We start from the raw sequence: 17,216 nt of genomic DNA, 5'->3' as shown, positions 1-17,216 counted from the left end.
TTACGTCTGCTAATCATGCGCGCGCATCATGGGCGTGGGAGTCGGCGCCGATTGTGGGCTATATTCAATTCGGCACCGCCGCCGAGAACGATTTCCGAGAGGAGCACACGATGAAAGTCAGCGACATCCTTCGCGTCAAGGGCAACACGCTCTTCACCATCACGCCTGACGACCTGCTGGCCGAAGCGGTCAATACCATGGCGGAAAAGGACATCGGCTCCCTGGTGGTCATGGAACACGGCGACTTGGTCGGCATGCTCACCTTCAGGGAAGTGATCGTGGCCCTGGTCGACAACGGTGGCCAGGTGGGCGGCACGCTCGTGCGCAAGGCCATGGACGACGCGCCCGTCACCTGCACCCTCGAAACCGAGCTCGACGAAATCCGCCGCATCATGCTGGAGCGCCACGCGCGCTACATGCCCGTCATGGACAAGCGCATGCTGATGGGCGTGATCAGCTTCTACGACGTGGCCAAGGCGGTGGTCGACAGCCAGAACTTCGAGAACAAGATGCTCAAGGCCTACATTCGCGACTGGCCTGAAGAACAATAGGCTCGCCCCAGTCTTCGCGCACTTCGTGTCGCTTCGCCAACCCCTACCGGGGGCAACACCAGAGGCCCGGCAAAGCCGGTTCCTCGGTGTTCCACGAAAAAGCCTAACGGTGCTCCGGGCTCGGTTTCGGGTAGTTATTCCTTGATATTGGCCGACTGCACGATCTTCTGGTTGCGGGCGTATTCGGCCTGAACAAACTGCCCGAACTGCTCGGGCGTGCCGCTGCCCGGCAGGGCGCCTTGCTCGTTGAGCTTGGCACGTACCTGCTCTTCGGCCAGCACCGCGTTCAGCTCCTGGTTGAGGCGCGCCACCACGGCGGGCGGGGTCTTGGCGGGCGCGAAGATGCCGGTCCAGCTCACCATGTCGTAGCCCTTGAGGCCGGGCATCTCGTTGAAGGTGGGCACGTTGGGCAGTGCCGCCAAGCGCTGGCCGCCGGTAATGCCCAGCGCCCTCAGACGGTTGCCGTTCACATGCGGAATGGCGCTGGTGCTGACCAGCATTGCCAGGTCGACCTGGTTGCCGATCACGTCCGTGGCAATCTGCGCGCCGCCGCGGTAGGGCACGTGGGTCACGAAGATGCCGCTGCGCTGCTTCAAGAGTTCCATGGCCAGCTGCAGCACCGTGCCCACGCCCGAGGTGGCGTAGTTGTAGGCGCCGGGCTTGGCCTTGGCGAGCTTCACGAAGTCGGCGTAGGTCTGCGCCTCCAGGCCGGGGCGTGCCACCAGCACCATCGGCGCGGTGTTGAGCATGCCCACTGGCGCCAGGTCCTTGAGCGGATCGAACTTGAAGGCCGAGGGATTGACGAGCCGACCGATGGCGATGGCGCTGTCGGGCCCGACCACCAGCGTGTAGCCGTCGGGCGCCGCGTTCACGGCCTTGGCCACGCCGATGGCGCCGCCCGCGCCGCTCACGTTTTCGATGACGACCGACTGCTTCAGCCGCTCGGCGAGCCGCGTGGCGACGAGGCGGGCGTTGACGTCCACGCTGCCGCCGGCCGTGTAGGGAACGATCAGCGTGATCGGCTTGGCGGCGGGCCAGGCGGCCTGTGCGAGTGCCGCGGCGGGCAGCATCGCGCAAAGGGCGGCGGCAAGAAGAGTGCGGCGGGGCAGGCTGAAGGGTTGGGTCATGGCTTGGCTCATTGCGGGTGGGCGGATTGCGGTTCTTGTGCAAGGCGGGCGCGCAGCGCGTCGAATTCCTGGCTCCATTGCGTGCGCCATGCGCGGCGCTGGGTGTCGTCGATCCATGCGCCGTCGAGCCCGTTGTGCATGAAGCCGCGCAGGTCGTCCAGCCCGAAGCCGAAGTCGCGCACCATCATCAGCCAGGCCTGCGTGGGCGTGACCTTGTGCAGCGTCGGGTCGTCGGTGTTGGGATGGATGCGCAAGCCCAGGCCGGGCATGCGCCGAATGGGGTGGTCAAGTGCCCAGCGCTCCGGCGGCAGGGTGCGCAAGTAATAGGAGTTGGTGGGCACCACGGTAAAGATCACGCCGCGCTCGGCGCACTGGCGCGCGAAGTCGGGCTGATCGACCACCGTGTAGCCGTGGTCGATGCGGTCGACCTGCAGCATGTCGAGCGCGGTGCGCACATTCGTCCAAGGCATGCCGAACTCGCCCGCGTGCGCGGTGGCCTTGAGCCCAGCGCGCCGGGCTTCGGCGTACGCCTCGGCAAAAAGCTCGGGCGGCCTGTTGACCTCTCTGTAGTCGATGCCGATGCCGATCACCTCATCGCAGCGGTGCGCCTTGACCCACTCCACCATTTCGACGGCAGCCTCCGGGCTGGCCTCCCGGTCGATGGCTGCGATGAGGCGGCCGGTAATACCGAACTCCTGCTGCGCGTCCTGGATGGCGCGCACGATCGCGCACTGCGCCATCGAATACGGAATGCCGGAGCCGTGCACGGTGCCCGTCGGGTTCCAGAAGAACTCGGCGTAGCGCACGTTGTGGGCCGCGGCGTCCTCCAGGTATTCGAGTGTCAGCTGGTACAGGTCGCCGGGGCTGCGAACCAGCTGCGCGTCGAGTGCTCGCAGCACACGCAGCACGCCGACGGGCTTTTCTCCGCGCGTGTAGAAGCCTTCGATTTCGTCGGCCGCCAGCGGCGAACCGGCGCGATGGTTGAGTTGCTTGAAGGTCTCGTGGCGCACCGTGCCGAACAGGTGGCAATGCAGCTCCACCTTGGGCATCGCATGCAGCATGGATTCCAGCGTGAGGCGCGGCAGATCGAGGCGGGTCATGCCGGGCAGTCTAGGGAGCGGCGCCTCATAAGCAAAATTTTGAATTTCTATAATTTGATTCATTGAATCAATCGCCTACCCAACTCCATGGCCTCTTCGCCGCTTCGGGCGCTCACGCTGCGCCAGCTTCAGTTCTTCTCGGTACTGGTGGAAGAAGGGCACTTCGGCCGCGCGGCGCGCCGGCTGGCCATTACCCAGCCGGCGCTGAGCAATGCCATCAAGCAGATGGAAAAGCTGCTGGGCGCGGAGTTGCTGACCCGTTCCACCCACCGGCTGGAGCTCACGTCGGTGGGCGCCGAGGTGCTGGCGCGCACCGACTTTTTGGTCAATGCGTTCGATGTGGCGCTGCGCGATATCGAGAGCACGGTGCAGCGCGGGCGGGCTTTCGTGCGCGTGGGGGTGATTCCTTCGGCGAGCGGGCGCGTCACGGCCGCGGCGAGTGAATTTCTCGAAACCGGACGGCGCGAGGTCGAAATTGCCTGGCGAGACGCGCCGTCGACGGTCTTGCTGGCCGAACTCCGCAGCGGCCAGCTCGACATGGCGGTTGCCGCCATCACGGAGCCACCAGGCGGCCTGACCTGCGTCGACCTGTTCCGCGACCCGCTGGTGCTGGTGGTGCGGCGCGACCACGCATTGGCCGCGGCCGATGACGCGAGCTGGGAGGCCATCGGCAAGGAACGGCTGGTGCTGTTCGAGAGCGGCAGCATGCCGGCACTCGGCAACCCTGCCCGCGCGCAGTTCGAGCAGGGACCCGAGCCCTACCGCGTCAGCTATTCCGAAACGCTGTATGCGCTGGTGCGAAGCGGCCAGGCGCTGGGACTGATGCCGCGGCTCTACACCTCGTCGCTGCGCGATCCTGAACTGGTGGTGGTCCCGTTGTCGAAGCCGCGCATCGAGCGGCGGGTGGTGCTGGCCTACCTGCCGGGGCCGATGCGCAACGTGGCGGCGCAAGAGCTGATTGCGTTTCTGCGCGAGCGGCTCCCCCAGGCCGGCGAAGCCGCGGTGCGGCGCGTGGCTGCGAAGGGGGGGCGAAGCCGGCGCTGAACGCTGATTGATCTAGTGCAGCTCAGCCGCAGCGTGAATGGTTTCCCGCACCCGCGGATAGATCTGCGCATTCCACTTGCTGCCGCTGAAAACGCCGTAGTGGCCCACGCCGGCCTGAAGATGGTGCGCCTTCAGGTAGGGCCGGATCCCGGTGCACAGGTCTTGCGCCGCCACCGTCTGGCCGACCGCGCAGATGTCGTCGCGCTCGCCTTCCACCGTGAGCAGCGCGGTGCGGCGGATGGCGGCCGGGTTCACGGTGCGGTCGCCCACCGTGAGCACGCCGCGCGGCAGGTCGTAGGTCTGGAACACGCGCTCCACCGTCTCCAGGTAGAACTCGGCCGGCAGGTCGTTCACCGCCAGGTATTCCTCGTAGAAGGCGGCAATGGTGCGCGCCTTCTCGATCTCGCCTTCGACAAGATGCTTGGCCATATCTTCGAACTGCTTCTTGTGGCGCTCGGGGTTCATGCTCATGAAGGCCGAAAGCTGCAGGAAGCCCGGGTACACGCGCCGCATCATGCCGGCATGTGGCCACGGCACGTGGCTGATCAGGTTGCGGTGGAACCACTCGATGGGCTTGCTGGTGGCAAGCTTGTTCACCCCGGTGGGGTTGATGCGGCAATCGACAGGGCCGGCCATAAGCGTGAGGCTGCGCGGCGTGGCGGGGTTGTCGTCTTCGGCCATGAGCGCGGTGGCGGCGAGCGCAGCCACGCACGGCTGGCAGACCGCGACCATGTGCACGCCCGGGCCGACGGCCTCCAGAAACTGGATGAGCTGCAGCGTGTAGTCGTCCAGGCTGAAGCCGCCATGCCACAGCGGCACGTCGCGCGCGTTGTGCCAGTCGGTCAGGTACACGTCGTGGTCGCGCAGCAGGGTGCGCACGGTTTCGCGCAGCAGTGTCGCGAAGTGGCCCGACAGTGGTGCAACCAGCAGCACGGGCGGGTGCACGACTTTCGTGTCCTTGCGGAAATGCAGCAGCGTGCCGAAGGGCGAGACCAGTGTTTTCTCTTCGTGCACGGGGGTTTCCGCGCCATCGACCAGAACGCTGTGAATGGCGTAGTCGGGCCGCGAATGGGTCAACCGCATGCGCGAGAACACCTCGAACTGCGCCGCCATGCGCCGCACCACGGTGCGTTCGGTGCCGTCCCTCCAGAGTGCCTGGCCGAGGTACTGGGCTGCGAGCCGGGAGGGCGAGAGCAGGTCGGCTTGGTTCTGGTAGGCCCGGTACAACATGAAGGCAGTACAGGCAAGTTGCGGGCCAAGCGGTGGCACAGGCCTTGCACGGCCATGGGAGCCAACCCGGCAGCAAGGCAGACCCGCCAAGGAGACCCACGATGGCCAAACCCGTTCTCACCATCAGCAGCAAGAACTACGGCGCCTGGGCGCTGCGTGGCTGGCTGATGTGCAGGCTGGCCGGGCTGGACTTCAGCGAAAAGATCATTCCGCCCGACGATCCGGCCATGAAGGCCGAGATGCTGCTGCTCTCATCGTCGATGCTGGTGCCTTCGCTGCAGCACGGCAGCGTGAAGGTGTGGGACACGCTGGCCATCGGCGAATACCTGAACGAGATCAAGCCCAAGGCGGGGCTGCTGCCGGCCGACATCCAGGCCCGTGCGCATTGCCGCGCAATCTGCGGCGAAATGCATTCCGGCTTTGCTTCGATGCGCGGCGCCTTGCCGATGAACATCAAGGCCCGCTTTCCGGGTTTCAAGATCTGGTCGCGTGCGCAGGCCGATATCGACCGCATCGTCGCCATCTGGCGCGAGTGCCTGAAGACCTATGGCGGCCCCTTCCTGTTTGGCAAGCAGCCCGGCATGGCCGACGCCATGTACGCGCCGGTGGTCACGCGCTTTCTGAGCTACGACGTGCCGCTGGACTCCGTTTGTGCCTCTTATTGCAAGCGCGTGATGGACTTGCCCGCCATGCAGGAGTGGGTGACGGCCGCGAAGCAGGAACCCGAGGAAATCGACGAGTTGGACGCGGAGTTCTGAGCGGGGCCGCCCGCCTAGTGCCGGAACATCCGCAGGTCGAGCGCGCTTTCTTCGCCAAGCCACATGGCGTGCGCCGTGTGGTCGGCCAGGTCGTCGCCCGTGACGCCGTGCACAAAAATGTCGAGGCCGTTGCGGTTGGCCTCCAGCCATTCGATCACCTGGTCGAACTCGGCCGCGTCGAACGCCAGCTGGCAACTCCAGTGCGGATGCGGCCCGACCAGCCGCTCGTGCACCCGGCCGACCACCACCATCAGCTCGCGGCCCGCGCGCTCGCACAGCTGCCTTGCCTGCGCGACCGTGTCGGGGCCGAAGTAGACGTGGGCGTGGTATTGCGGATAGAGGTTTTCAGGGCGGCGCGGCATAGCGGCTCATTGTGGCCCTAACCTGAAGCGCCCGCTGTAGCGGAATACGTCGCCGAACCAGCGGTGGCGCAGCACCATCTTCATGGTGAAGCCGTCGGCATCGGCCGGATCGGGCCGCTCCTCAACGTAGGCCGTGCCCAGCAGCAGGCCCAGCGGCAGCGGCAAGCGCAACTTGCCAAGGCGCCAGATGTAGCCTTTGTCGCGAAACACCAGCGCGCCTTCTTCCGCGCTCACGGCCAGGCGCATGCCGATGCCGAAGCGCACGTATTCGACCACCTCGCTGCCGCGTTCTGCCACATGGGCCATGTGCGAACGAAAGTGGAACGGCGCGCGGCCTTCGAAGCGGAAGACACGGTCCCAGTACAAAAGAGCGTCGTCCGGCCGGCAGCGGTAGTGCACTTCGATCGGCACGCCGGTGCCGGTGTAGGGAACGAGTGCCCCGAACAGGCGGCCGAAGGGCATGAGCAACCGTGCCCAGGGTGCGTGGTGCACTTCGTCCATGGTGCCGCGCACGCACACGTGGGCATTCGAAAACGGCGCCATGGTGTAGTGGCGGCGGATCACGCCGCCCAGCCGCTCCCAGGCGGGGCCGAGCACTTGCTGGAAGACGGGCCGGCTGTCGTTCATGCGGCCGCCGCGGCTGCTTCGCTGCGCACCTTGTAGAAGCGCAGGATGTGCTCGGAAAAATCGCCGAGGAGAAAGTGCGCCACGCGGTCGGCATACCAGTTGAAGCGCGTGCTCACGCGCCATGAAACGTCGATGCGAAGCTCCGTGCCGCCGTCGCGCGGCGTGAGCGTGTAGGCCGAGTCGCGCAAGTCGAAATAGTGGCCGCCGATGAGTACGTGGTCGTCCAGCGCACCAGCCGGAAAAGAGTCGGGCGAGAAGCGGTAGCGCCATTCCACGCGCTTCAGCGGCTGCCAGTCGGTAACGACCTCGTCGAAGTGCACGTTCTTCTGCCATTGCACCTTGCGCACGCGGCCTTCGGGCGTTTGCTCGGTGACGGCCGCCACGGGCATGGGTACGCCGATGCGGTACGCCCATGCATCGCCCACTTCGGTGGGGCGAATGTCGCGCACATCGTTGAGCTCATGCCACACGCGCTCGGCGGGCGCGGCGATGAAGACCGTGCGCGACGTTTTCGAGATCAGCTCCGGGTTGGGCAACTGCGGCTCGATGGCGCCGAGCAGCAGCGGCAGCACCGCAAAGCTGTAGAGCGCCGGCTTGGGCCAGTTGGTAACGCGGCAGACCAGCCCCATGGCCAGCCCGCCAAGGCTGCCCATGAAGGCGAACATCGGCACGATCACGATGGCGCAGATCATTCCCTCGATGTAGACCAGCAGCGTTCCGACCACGAACAGCGCGGTGGCGACCCAGGGCGCCCAGATGTAGTAGCCCCAGCCGCGCCGCTCGATTCGCTCGGCCATATAGACCGTGACGGCACCGCACACCGCGGGCGCAAGGTAAATGAAGGAGCCCAGCATGGCCGAGAAGCGCTGGCCCGGCAATCCGCTGAAGGCGATGCGCAGCACGAAGGCGGCCGCGGCGCCCACCAGCAGTGGCCAGAACCATGCGAAGGGCATGCGGCGTATTGGCGGCTCCTGCATTTCTGCGGCGCTGGTCGCGGTGGGCGGCAACTCGCGCGGTGTGGCTTCTTCGGGTTCGGTGCTCATGAAGGTTTCTTCTCCTCGTTGTGTTTGCTGTCTTGTTGTTTCGGTGGCGCTTGTTGTCAGCCGCTGCGCCTGGCGGTCACCATGCAGTAGTCGAAGTCGCGCCAGAAAACGCCCAGCACCAGGGCGCAGTAGCTCGCGACGATGTGCTTGCGGCGCCAGGGGCTGAGCTTGCCGCGCGCCTTCCAGAGTTCGGCCAGCGCAAAGCGCGTGGCCAGCGCCGGAATGTGCAGCGCGCTGGGCGCGACGCGCCAGCGCAGCGACTGCACTTTGACGTCTTCGAACCCGTTGTCGCGCAGCGCGGCCACAAAGTCTTCCTTCACGGCCAGCGTGGGCACGGCCCAGCTGTCGGCCCACAGGCGATGGAGCCAGCCGGCTATTCGGCCGGGCTGGCGCCGCAGCAGAAAGCCGTCGACCACCGCCAGCCGAGCGCCGGGCTTCAGCAGGCGTGCCGCCTCGCGCACGAAATCGGCCTTGGCCGTGCCGCTGGCGTAACAGGCGCTCTCCACCGCCCATGCGCCGTCGGCTTGCGCCGCCGGCAGGCCGGTGCGCGTGTAGTCAGCCTCGATGTGCGCCATGCGATCGGCCACGCCGGCCCGGGCGTCGAGCCGGGCGGCGATGCTGTTCTGCACCGCCACGTTCGTGACGGTGACGGCATACAGCGACGGGTCTTCGCTCACCAGCGTGCGCGCGGTGGCGCCGGCGCCGCAGCCCAGGTCGATCACGCAGCGGCGGGGTTGCGCGGCTTCCTGCTTCGAATCTGGAGCATCGGGCTCGTCGAGCTTCAGTGCGCGGCCGACCGCGCGGTTCATCTCAACGAGCATGCCTTCGCGCCGCAGCGGATTGAGCCCGAGCCGCCAGAAGCCGAAGTGCATGTTGTAGCTGGGGCTCCATGCGCGGTAGTCGTCGGCCACCTCGGTGAAGTAGTCCTGCGTGTCCGCGCGTGTGATGGCCGGGTTGGACAGCGGAGCTTCAGGCGTCTGCGCCGCACGGAAATCGGGCTGGAAAACATTGGGCACAAAAAGCTCCTTTTTTCTTTTCAGATTCGGCAATTGCCGCCGGCACATGTGGCCGACGAGCGGGCGGCCTTTCCGGCCAGCAGGGTGACCAGCCAGCGCGGCAGCCGGTAGCGGTTGCGCGCAAGCACCGCATAGGCGCGGTCGGCCAGCGGCGCGACGAGCGGCAGGTCGAGCAGGAAGCTGCCGCTCGGCAGCCCGACGGCATCGCGGCAGGCCCGAATGGCGGGGACGCCCTCGAACACCTGCCCGGTGGCGTCTACCGCGTGAATCGCCGTCATCAGCGCCTCGCGCGGCGCCGGCCCTTCGCTGAAGCCCGGCGGCGAGCAATCGACCAGTTGCAGACGCCCGGCGGCATCGCGCGCCTTCATGCCGTTCATCTCGGCCGCGCAGAGGGCGCAGGTGGCGTCGTAGTAGACGGTGAGGGGGTAGGTGACAGCAGGGTGCATGGTTTTGTTTCGTTATTTCTGTCAAAACAGAAATGATTGGGCAAAAAAAGAGAAGCTCAGATCATCGGCAGGCTGGCGTGATGGGCATCCGGGTCATCGTCGTTTTTCTTCGGTGCCGTGGGCGCCGCCGGAGCTGCATCGCCGCGAACGAACTTCTGCACGCTGGCGCCCAGCGTCAGCACCTTGTCGAGCGTGCCGGGCGAGAGCCGCAGCATTTCGTCGGCCCACGTGGCGAGCTTGCTCATCAGGTCCATGGTGGAGCGAATGCGGTCTTGCGCATCGGCAGGCTCCTTCTGGAAGTCGGGGCTCGAGACGATTTCGCGCAGCACGCGGATGGTGGGATCGAACTCGCGTTCCTTGCGCTCGCGCACCACGGTGCGAAACAGCTCCCACACGTCGACGCTGGTTTCGAAGTAATCGCGGCGGTCGCCGAGGATGTGCGTGACCCGCACCAGGTTCCAGGCCTGCAGTTCCTTCAGGCTGTTGCTCACGTTGGAGCGGGCCACGCCCAAGGTGTCGGAGAGCTCTTCGGCATGCATCGGCTTGCCGTGCGCAAACAGCAGCGCATGAATTTGCGAAACCGTGCGGTTGACACCCCACATGGAGCCCATCTCGCCCCAGTGGAGGACGAACTTGCGTTGGATGTCGGTGAGTTCCATGCCTCGAAGTCTAGGATTTTAGAAATTTCTGTCAATAGAGAAATGCAAATTCATTTGCACATGCCGCTGGTTTGGAATACTGTATGTATAAACAGTAGTTAAAAGAAAGGTGCGCCACATGCCAGCTGCCCACATTCCCATCCACATCATCAAAGGCCGGGGCGCGGCCACGCACTTGGCACATCGCTTTTCGCGTGATGAGCGCAATGCGTTCGACGACGGCTGGGGCACGCTCGAAGAGGGCGCGGCCGAAGCCGAAGGCCTGCTGCCGCTGGCGACAGAGGTGCGCTTCGAAGACGTGAAGTCGGTGCTCAACCAGAACGAATCGCCCGACGTCTCGTTCGATCGTTCGCTCAACCCGTATCGGGGCTGCGAGCACGGCTGCATCTATTGCTTTGCACGGCCCACCCACAGTTACCTCAACCTCTCGCCGGGGCTCGACTTCGAAACCAAGCTCATTGCCAAGCGAAACATCGTCGAGGTGCTGCGTGCTGAACTCGGCCGAAAAAGCTACAAGCCGAGCCATGTCGCCATCGGCACCGCCACCGATTGCTATCAGCCCATCGAGCGCGAACTGCGGCTCACCCGTTCGATCATCGAGCTGCTGCAAGAAACACGGCACCCATTTGCGCTGGTCACCAAATCGAGCGCTGTGGAGCGTGACCTCGACCTGATCGCGCCCATGGCCGCCCAGCACCTGGCCGCGGTGTACGTGACCGTCACCACGCTCGACGGCGAGCTGGCCCGCAAGCTCGAGCCGCGTGCCGCCGCGCCGCATCGGCGGCTGCGCACCATTCGCACCCTGGCCGAGGCGGGCGTGCCGGTGGGGGTGAGCGTGGCGCCGCAGATTCCGTTCGTCAACGAAGACATGGAGCAGGTGCTCGAGGCAGCCTGGGAGGCCGGTGCGCGCAGCGCCTTCTACACGGTGATCCGCCTGCCGTGGGAGGTGGCGCCGCTCTTCAAGGAGTGGCTGGCGTTGCACTACCCGCAGCGGGCGGACCGCATCATGGCGCGCATCCACGAAATGCGCGGCGGCAAGGACTACGACGCCGACTTTGCCACGCGCATGAAGGGCACCGGCCTCTGGGCCGACCTGATCCGCCAGCGCTTCGAGAAGGCGGCAAACCGCATCGGCTTCAACCGCGAACGCATTCCGCTCGACCTGGGCGCCTTTCGGCCGCCGGGTGCGGCGGGGCAGGGCAGTCTTTTCTGAGGGCTGGTCCCGTGCGGCCTGCAGCCGGGCATCGCATCAAATCCGCTTCAAAATAAGCGGTAGATTCAACCCACCGGCGGCATCGGCCGTCCGGCCTTGGCTGCAAAGGTACGCATGAACGGGATATGGATAGTGGTGATGGGAGTTTCAGGCTGCGGCAAATCGAGCCTGGGGGCGGCGCTTGCGACCGCCTTTGCGCTGCCGCTGATCGAAGGGGACGACCACCACCCTGCGTCGAACGTCGAAAAAATGCGCCAGGGCATCCCCTTGACCGATGCCGACCGCGCCGGCTGGCTTGCCACGCTGGGCCGTGCGCTTGCCGACAAGCCGCAGGGCGCGGTGCTGACTTGCTCTGCGCTCAAGCGCGCTTACCGCGAGCAACTGCGTGCGGCCGTGCCGGACCTGCGGTTCGTGTTCATGGCCATCGAACGCGACGAGGCCGAGCGGCGCGTGGCCGCGCGTGCGGGCGCGGGCGAGCACATGTTCCCGGCCAGCCTGGTGGCCAACCAGTTCGCCACGCTCGAATCGCCGGTGGGCGAGGCCGGCGTGGTCGCTGTCGACGCGACCGCACCGCTGCCGGAACTGGTGGCGCAGGTGAAGCGCGAAATCCCTGAAGCTGCGCAGGGGTAGGGCGCAGGCCCCTCTGCGCGGCGCGCCCGCGTTAGATCACTTCAGGCCAGTTGGTATGGAAGAACTCGCCCGCGGGCTTGTCGACCCGCTCATAGGTGTGCGCGCCGAAGAAGTCGCGCTGTGCCTGCAGCAGGTTTGCCGATAGGCGCTCGGTGCGATAGCTGTCGTAATAGGCCAGCGACGCGCTGAACGCCGGCACCGGAATGCCGTTGCTCACCGCCAGCGCCACCATGTCGCGCCAGTTCTGCTGCGTGCGGTTGAGCAGGTCCTTGAAGAAAGGGTCGAGCATCAGGTTGCCCAAACCAGGATCGGTACGGTAGGCGTCGGTGATGCGATTCAGGAAGCGCGCGCGAATGATGCAGCCGCCGCGCCATATCGCCGCGATGCGGCCGAGGTCGAGCTTCCACTCCTTCTTTTCGCCCATGGTCTTGATCAGGTCGAAGCCTTGGGTGTAGCTGATGACCTTCGAGGCATAGAGCGCATCGTGCACCTTGGCAACGAGCGCCTTCTTCTCGAGCGAGAGCGCGGCCTTCGGCCCCTGCAGCAGCTTGCTTGCGGCCACGCGCTGCTTCTTTTGCGAAGACAGCACGCGTGCTTCGACAGCCGCGTTGATGGTGCTGATGACCACCGCGTTCTCGGCCGCGTTGATGAGTGTCCACTGGCCCGTGCCCTTCTGGCCCGCCTTGTCGAGAATGACGTCGACGATCGGCTTGCCGGTTTCCGGGTCTTTCTGCTCGAGCGCCTTGGCGGTGATCTGGATCAGGTAGCTCTGCAGCTCGCCTTCGTTCCATTCGTTGAAGACCGCGGCCATCTCGTCGGTGGTGAACCCGGCCGCCTTGAACAGGCTGTAGGCCTCGCAGATCAGCTGCATGTCGCCGTACTCGATGCCGTTGTGAACCATCTTCACGTAGTGGCCCGCGCCGCCGGGGCCGATGTGAATCACGCAGGGCTCGCCGTCGACCTTGGCTGCAATGCTCTCGAAGATCGGCTTCATCACCTCCCACGTGGAAAGCGGCCCGCCCGGCATGATCGAGGGCCCCTTGCGCGCGCCTTCCTCGCCGCCCGAGACGCCCGCGCCGATGAAGCGCAGGCCCTTGGCTGAGAGGTACGCATCGCGGCGTTCGGTATCGGTGTAGAGGCTGTTGCCGCCGTCGATGACGATGTCGTCCTTGTCGAGCAGCGGAATCAGCTGCTCGATGACCTGGTCGACCGGCGCGCCCGCCTTCACCATGATCTGGATCTTGCGCGGCTTGGCAAGGCTCTGAACGAACTCCTCCAGCGTCTTCGCGCCGACCAGCTTCTTGCCCGGATTTGCGGCGACGAAGGCCTCGGTGGTGGCTTCGGTGCGGTTGTACACGCTGACCTGGAAGCCGCGGCTTTCCACGTTCAGCACCAGGTTCTGGCCCATCACGGCCAGGCCGATCAAACCGAAATCGCTTTTGTTGCTCATGGCCCTTCTTTCCTGTGCGATAGATGTGATCGGCATTGTGCCGGGGGTGCCGCGGGGCTGCTGCTGGAGCGCGCCTATGGCCGAGCGGGCCGCAGGGGCGGCAGCTCAGCCGCCGAAGAGCGCATCGAACACGCGGATCGAGGCATACGCATCGTTGGCCGCGTAGCGGATCTGCGCTTCGGTCAGCTGCTTGTTCGCCCAGTTCGACGTGGTCGCCTTGCGCGACTTGACGAAGCGCCGGTTGAACACCAGCGCCACAGCCGTCTTCACGCCCACCGACTTGCGATAGCCCTGGCGGCGAAACTCGGTGTCGATGTCGAACACCGCCTTCGGTTCGATATTGAGGCGGTTGCGTATGAGCGTGAGATCGCTCGAAAGGCCGAAGCCGACCTTCTTGAGCTCTGTCGAGGCGAGCAGCGCCGCGACGACCGGGTTGCATTCGGTGCGGTGCAGCTGGAACAGCCACGCCTTCTTACGCGTGGAAAACTGCACCACGTGTGGGCCGCCAGACACCTCGTTCTTGGCGAAGGTGGGTTTCGATTCGGTGTCGAAGCCTGCAACGCCGGCGGCCAGCAGCTCGGCGGCGGCGTGCTCAGCGTCTTGCAGCGTGGTGACGACGACGATGTCCTGGAGGCCGAGGCCCTCGAAGGCTTCCAGCAGAGCGATCTGCTCGCGTTCGGGAAGGGGCGGCAATGCGGTAATGTCGCCGCTCACGAGGAGGCTGCTTTCTTTTTCTTCACTGGGGCTTTCTTTGCTGGTGTTTTCTTGGCGGCCGACTTGCCAGCGGCGGTTTTTTTCTGCTTTGGCGGCTGGCCCGAGCGCAAGGCCGCTTCGTAGGCCCGGCGACCCCAGAGCGCGGCTTCGTGCCGGTCCTCGAAGAGATCGGCAGGGGCCTGCCGGTACGACATCGGCATGGTTTTGCCGTTGCGCTCGTAGGTGAACGGCGGCAGATTCAGTTTGTCGAAATGCTCGGCGCTGTCGGCATCGGACTTCAGGTAGAGCGTGTCCTTGGCAACGAGGGCGATCATCCGCCCTTCGTGCCACACGCCGTGCCCGCCGAACATGCGGCGCGTCTGGATGCGGCCGAGGCGCTCGAAGATCTCGTGCAGGCTTTCTACAAACTCACTCATGGCACTGGCCCGGCGGCACTCGCCCGTGGGGCGGCTCCGCAGCTCATGCGGTGATCTCGATGCGGTTGCCGTCCGGGTCGAGGACCACGCTTTCGTAGTAGCCATCGCCGGTGCGGCGCGGTCCGTCGAGCAGCGGGTAGCCGTCGGCCTTCAGGCGCTGCGTGAGCTCGTCCACGGCCGCATCGGAACCCACGCTGATGGCCAGGTGCGTCCAGCCCATGCGCTGCGCGCCGGGTTCGGCGGGTAGGGGCGAGAGGGTACTTGTGGACATGGCCTCGATGCGGGCGCCGTCGCCCAGGCTCAGGAAGCACGATGCAAAACCCTTGGCCGGGTTGACATAGCCTGCGCCGGCCGTGGCGCCGAAGTAGTCGACGTAGAAGCGCTTGCAGCGTTCGAGATCGGTGGTCCAGAGAGCGATGTGATCGATGCGCATGGAAAGACAAGACGGAGGAAGAGGGCACTCAGCCGGTACGTCGCGGCTGTCGTGTCGTGCCCTGCGGAAACCAATGGTAGGCGACCCGTTCGCGTCCGCTGGTGGGGTGCCGGTCGACCGCGCCGCGCACGAGGCCGTAGCGCTCATAGAAGCGCTGCGCCGCGGTGTTGTTGATGGCGACATGAAGCTTCCAGCCGTGCGGCATGCGCACGCTGGCTTCATCGAGCAGCGCCTGCCCGAGGCCCTGGTTGCGCAGATGCGGTTCGACGAACAGCTGCGCCACGTATTCGCGCCGGGCAAGCAGCACCATGAAGGCGAGCACCTGGCCTTCGCGCTCGGCCAGCACCACGTCGGCCGGGGGTACGAATTCTGTTTGCACGCGCCGCAGCCAGTGCGTGATCGGCTCGATCACGGTCGCCCTGCGGTTGGCCGCTATCCAGGCCCGGCGCCAGATGCCGGCCAGCACCAGGCTCTCCTCAGGGGCGCCGTCGCGAGAGCGCAATTGGAACGCGGGAATCTGTGCTGCAGACATGCGACTCATGATACGGCGCCCGTGTGCCGCGGTCGATACGAGTGGCCGATCAGCCACGCAAGGTTTGGGCGTGGTGGGCGAGGTGATCTGCCATGAAGGTCTGGATGAAGTAGTAGCCGTGGTCGTAGCCCTCGTGGCGGCGCAGCGTGAGCGGCTGTCCCGCGGCAAAGCAGGCGGCCTCGAAGGTTTCCGGGTACAACTGCTCGGCAAGGAATTTGTCGGCGAGGCCCTGGTCGATCAATATGCCTTGCGGATACGGCGCGGCGGTCTGCGATTTCATGAGCGCGCTGGCGTCATGCGCAAGCCATTGCGCGCGGTCGCCGCCGGGCTCTCCCAGGTAGCCGCTGAACGCCTTTTCGCCCCACGGGCATTGCGTGGGCGCACAAATGGGCGCAAATGCCGAGAGCGACTTGAACCGCCCCGGGTGACGCATTGCCAGCGTGAGCGCGCCGTGGCCGCCCATCGAATGGCCGAAGATGCCAAGGCGCTGGTCGTCGACCGCGAAGTGCTTTGCCACGAAGGGCAGCAGCTCATGCACGATCCAGCTTTCCATGCGCCAGTGGGCCGACCACGGGGCCTCGGTCGCGTCGAGGTAGAAGCCCGCGCCAATGCCGAAGTCCCAGTTGGCGGTGGCGCCCGGCAGGCCTTCCACGGTGCTTCCGCGCGGGCTGGTGTCGGGAGCGATCAGCGCCAGGCCCAGGCTGGCCGCCATGCGCTGCGCGCCAGCCTTCACTGCAAAGGTTTCTTCGTTGCAGGTGAGCCCTGCAAGGTAGAGCAGGGCGGGCACGCGCTCGTGGGCGGCTTGCGGCGGCAGGTAGACCGAGAAGCGCATCGGCAAGCCGATTTCGTGCGAGGCATGCTCGTGAAAGCTCTGCACGCCGCCGAAGACGTGGTGCTCGGAAAGGGTCTTGAAGATGTCGGTCATCGGAAGTTGTTGTTGGGCTGCAGTGCGGGCACCAGTTCGAGCACGGCGTCTGCAAAGATGCGAGGCGCCTCTTGCGGCATGTTGTGGCCCACGCCGGGCACCAGCCGGTGCGAGCGTGGTCCGCTGAAGCGGTGCGCGTGGGCAGAGGCTTCGGCGGGCGGACGCACACCATCGTCCAGGCCGTCGAAGGTGATGGTGGGCACCGATATCGCAGGCTGCGCGGCCAGGCGGCGCTCGATGTCGGCGTAGGCCGGGTCGCCCGCCACCAGCCCGAAGCGGTGGCGGTATGAATGAATCACCACGTCGACGAAATCCGGATAGTCGAAGGCTGCCGCGCTGCGCTCGAAGGTGGCGTCGTCGAACTCCCACGTCGGCGACCAGAGTTGCCACAGCAGGCGGGTGAGCGCCTTGCGGTCCTTCGCCAGCCCCGCCCGGCCGCGCTCGCTGTGAAAGTAGTACTGGTACCAGAGGCTGTGTTCGTTCGCGGGCGTGTCGGGCTCCATCGCCTTGGCGATGTCCTGGATGTTGTAGCTGTTGAATGAGACCAACCCCGCGCAGCGCTCGGGCCAGAGTGCCGCCACCACGCACGCTGCGCGGCCGCCCCAGTCGTAGCCGGCCAGCACCGCGCGCTGGATGCGGAGTGCGTCGAGCAGCGCGAGCAGGTCGGCGCCGAGCGCGGCCTGCTCGCCGGAGCGCGGCGTGGCATCGCTCAGGAAGCGCGTGGCGCCGTAGCCGCGCAGGTAGGGCACGATGGCGCGGCAGCCCTTGTCGGCGAGCATCGGCGCCACTTCGGCGTAAGTGTGAATGTCGTACGGAAAGCCGTGCATCAGCAGCACGGGCGGGCCGTCGGCGGGCCCGGCCTCGTAATAGGCGATTTCGAGAACGCCCGCTTCGATCTTGCGCAAGGGCTCCATGCGGTTCATGGCGGGCGTTCTCCTCC

General features: G+C 66.0%; 21 protein-coding genes. 5 read left to right on the top strand and 16 right to left on the bottom strand.

All coding sequences use genetic code 11. The features are described 5' to 3' along the window. Nucleotides 1–110 precede the first annotated feature (110 nt). Entirely contained in the window at nucleotides 111–551 is a 441-nt protein-coding gene (locus V9L20_RS02235) for a CBS domain-containing protein (RefSeq protein WP_337295314.1), read from the top strand. 134 nt (nucleotides 552–685) lie between these two features. Here the strand turns inward: V9L20_RS02235 and V9L20_RS02230 are convergent, their stop codons facing one another. Together V9L20_RS02230 and add are read right to left on the bottom strand one after the other, a co-directional pair. Next, a complete protein-coding gene (locus V9L20_RS02230; RefSeq protein ID WP_337295313.1) occupies nucleotides 686–1,678 on the bottom strand; it encodes a Bug family tripartite tricarboxylate transporter substrate binding protein in 993 nt (330 codons plus the stop codon). An 8-nt stretch (nucleotides 1,679–1,686) separates the two neighbouring features. Continuing rightward, on the bottom strand, nucleotides 1,687–2,778 hold the full coding sequence (add, locus tag V9L20_RS02225) for an adenosine deaminase (protein WP_337295312.1): 1,092 nt from the start codon (nucleotides 2,776–2,778) through the stop codon (nucleotides 1,687–1,689). Nucleotides 2,779–2,865: 87 nt separating this feature from the next. Between add and V9L20_RS02220 the strand changes: the two genes are divergently transcribed. Next, nucleotides 2,866–3,822, top strand: coding sequence for a LysR family transcriptional regulator (locus V9L20_RS02220; RefSeq protein ID WP_337295311.1), 957 nt, complete (start codon nucleotides 2,866–2,868; stop codon nucleotides 3,820–3,822). A gap of 12 nt (nucleotides 3,823–3,834) precedes the next feature. On the opposite strand, the gene V9L20_RS02215 is transcribed toward V9L20_RS02220, so the two are convergent. After that, the gene (locus V9L20_RS02215; protein WP_337295310.1) at nucleotides 3,835–5,052 is read right to left on the bottom strand and encodes a polyhydroxyalkanoate depolymerase; all 1,218 of its coding nucleotides are present in this window, start codon (nucleotides 5,050–5,052) and stop codon (nucleotides 3,835–3,837) included. A 101-nt stretch (nucleotides 5,053–5,153) separates the two neighbouring features. On the opposite strand from V9L20_RS02215, the gene V9L20_RS02210 reads away from it, so the two are divergent. After that, on the top strand, nucleotides 5,154–5,810 hold the full coding sequence (locus tag V9L20_RS02210) for a glutathione S-transferase (RefSeq protein ID WP_258505127.1): 657 nt from the start codon (nucleotides 5,154–5,156) through the stop codon (nucleotides 5,808–5,810). A gap of 14 nt (nucleotides 5,811–5,824) precedes the next feature. On the opposite strand, the gene V9L20_RS02205 is transcribed toward V9L20_RS02210, so the two are convergent. Genes V9L20_RS02205 through V9L20_RS02180 form a run of 6 tightly spaced genes read right to left on the bottom strand, consistent with a single transcriptional unit; the run spans nucleotide 5,825 to nucleotide 9,963 of the window. Then, nucleotides 5,825–6,172, bottom strand: a complete 348-nt coding sequence (locus tag V9L20_RS02205) for a DOPA 4,5-dioxygenase family protein (protein WP_126747444.1) — start codon at nucleotides 6,170–6,172, stop codon at nucleotides 5,825–5,827. Nucleotides 6,173–6,178: 6 nt separating this feature from the next. After that, nucleotides 6,179–6,799, bottom strand: coding sequence for a DUF4166 domain-containing protein (locus tag V9L20_RS02200; protein ID WP_337295309.1), 621 nt, complete (start codon nucleotides 6,797–6,799; stop codon nucleotides 6,179–6,181). Continuing rightward, nucleotides 6,796–7,842, bottom strand: a complete 1,047-nt coding sequence (locus V9L20_RS02195) for an SRPBCC domain-containing protein (RefSeq protein ID WP_337295308.1) — start codon at nucleotides 7,840–7,842, stop codon at nucleotides 6,796–6,798. The genes V9L20_RS02200 and V9L20_RS02195 overlap by 4 nt, the downstream gene beginning before the upstream one ends. Nucleotides 7,843–7,898: 56 nt before the next feature. Beyond that, nucleotides 7,899–8,858, bottom strand: a complete 960-nt coding sequence (locus V9L20_RS02190; protein ID WP_258505132.1) for an SAM-dependent methyltransferase — start codon at nucleotides 8,856–8,858, stop codon at nucleotides 7,899–7,901. Between the two features lie 20 nt (nucleotides 8,859–8,878). Continuing rightward, a complete protein-coding gene (locus V9L20_RS02185; RefSeq protein ID WP_258505134.1) occupies nucleotides 8,879–9,304 on the bottom strand; it encodes a thiol-disulfide oxidoreductase DCC family protein in 426 nt (141 codons plus the stop codon). 56 nt (nucleotides 9,305–9,360) lie between these two features. Continuing rightward, nucleotides 9,361–9,963, bottom strand: coding sequence for a GbsR/MarR family transcriptional regulator (locus V9L20_RS02180; RefSeq protein ID WP_258505135.1), 603 nt, complete (start codon nucleotides 9,961–9,963; stop codon nucleotides 9,361–9,363). Between the two features lie 118 nt (nucleotides 9,964–10,081). Between V9L20_RS02180 and V9L20_RS02175 the strand changes: the two genes are divergently transcribed. Both V9L20_RS02175 and V9L20_RS02170 read left to right on the top strand, forming a co-directional pair. Continuing rightward, nucleotides 10,082–11,176 carry a PA0069 family radical SAM protein gene (locus tag V9L20_RS02175; protein ID WP_337295307.1) on the top strand — a complete coding sequence of 365 codons (1,095 nt, stop codon included), beginning with the start codon at nucleotides 10,082–10,084 and terminating at the stop codon, nucleotides 11,174–11,176. Between the two features lie 138 nt (nucleotides 11,177–11,314). Beyond that, nucleotides 11,315–11,806, top strand: a complete 492-nt coding sequence (locus tag V9L20_RS02170; RefSeq protein WP_337295306.1) for a gluconokinase — start codon at nucleotides 11,315–11,317, stop codon at nucleotides 11,804–11,806. Between the two features lie 31 nt (nucleotides 11,807–11,837). Here V9L20_RS02170 and gnd read toward each other — a convergent pair whose 3' ends face one another. The 7 genes from gnd to V9L20_RS02135 form a co-directional block, all read right to left on the bottom strand. Next, nucleotides 11,838–13,256 (bottom strand): decarboxylating NADP(+)-dependent phosphogluconate dehydrogenase, encoded by a 1,419-nt coding sequence (gene gnd / locus V9L20_RS02165; protein ID WP_337295305.1) that lies wholly within the window; start codon nucleotides 13,254–13,256, stop codon nucleotides 11,838–11,840. A gap of 105 nt (nucleotides 13,257–13,361) precedes the next feature. Next, nucleotides 13,362–13,970 (bottom strand): 3'-5' exonuclease, encoded by a 609-nt coding sequence (locus V9L20_RS02160; protein ID WP_337295304.1) that lies wholly within the window; start codon nucleotides 13,968–13,970, stop codon nucleotides 13,362–13,364. After that, nucleotides 13,967–14,386, bottom strand: a complete 420-nt coding sequence (locus tag V9L20_RS02155) for a TfoX/Sxy family protein (RefSeq protein WP_337295303.1) — start codon at nucleotides 14,384–14,386, stop codon at nucleotides 13,967–13,969. The genes V9L20_RS02160 and V9L20_RS02155 overlap by 4 nt, the downstream gene beginning before the upstream one ends. A gap of 43 nt (nucleotides 14,387–14,429) precedes the next feature. Next, the gene (locus V9L20_RS02150; protein WP_337295302.1) at nucleotides 14,430–14,819 is read right to left on the bottom strand and encodes a VOC family protein; all 390 of its coding nucleotides are present in this window, start codon (nucleotides 14,817–14,819) and stop codon (nucleotides 14,430–14,432) included. A 28-nt stretch (nucleotides 14,820–14,847) separates the two neighbouring features. Next, nucleotides 14,848–15,351, bottom strand: a complete 504-nt coding sequence (locus V9L20_RS02145; RefSeq protein ID WP_258505149.1) for a GNAT family N-acetyltransferase — start codon at nucleotides 15,349–15,351, stop codon at nucleotides 14,848–14,850. 49 nt (nucleotides 15,352–15,400) lie between these two features. Further along, the gene (fghA, locus tag V9L20_RS02140) at nucleotides 15,401–16,276 is read right to left on the bottom strand and encodes an S-formylglutathione hydrolase (RefSeq protein ID WP_337295301.1); all 876 of its coding nucleotides are present in this window, start codon (nucleotides 16,274–16,276) and stop codon (nucleotides 15,401–15,403) included. Further along, nucleotides 16,273–17,199: an alpha/beta fold hydrolase gene (locus V9L20_RS02135; RefSeq protein WP_337295300.1), complete on the bottom strand. Its 927-nt coding sequence runs from the start codon at nucleotides 17,197–17,199 to the stop codon at nucleotides 16,273–16,275. Before V9L20_RS02135 ends, fghA begins: the two co-directional genes overlap by 4 nt. Nucleotides 17,200–17,216: the final 17 nt, after the last annotated feature.

The sequence above is a fragment of the Variovorax sp. CCNWLW225 genome (assembly GCF_037204045.1).
Classification (GTDB): domain Bacteria; phylum Pseudomonadota; class Gammaproteobacteria; order Burkholderiales; family Burkholderiaceae_C; genus Variovorax.
The sequence above is the reverse complement of the archived record's forward strand: the minus strand, read 5'-3'. Positions and strand labels throughout refer to the sequence as shown.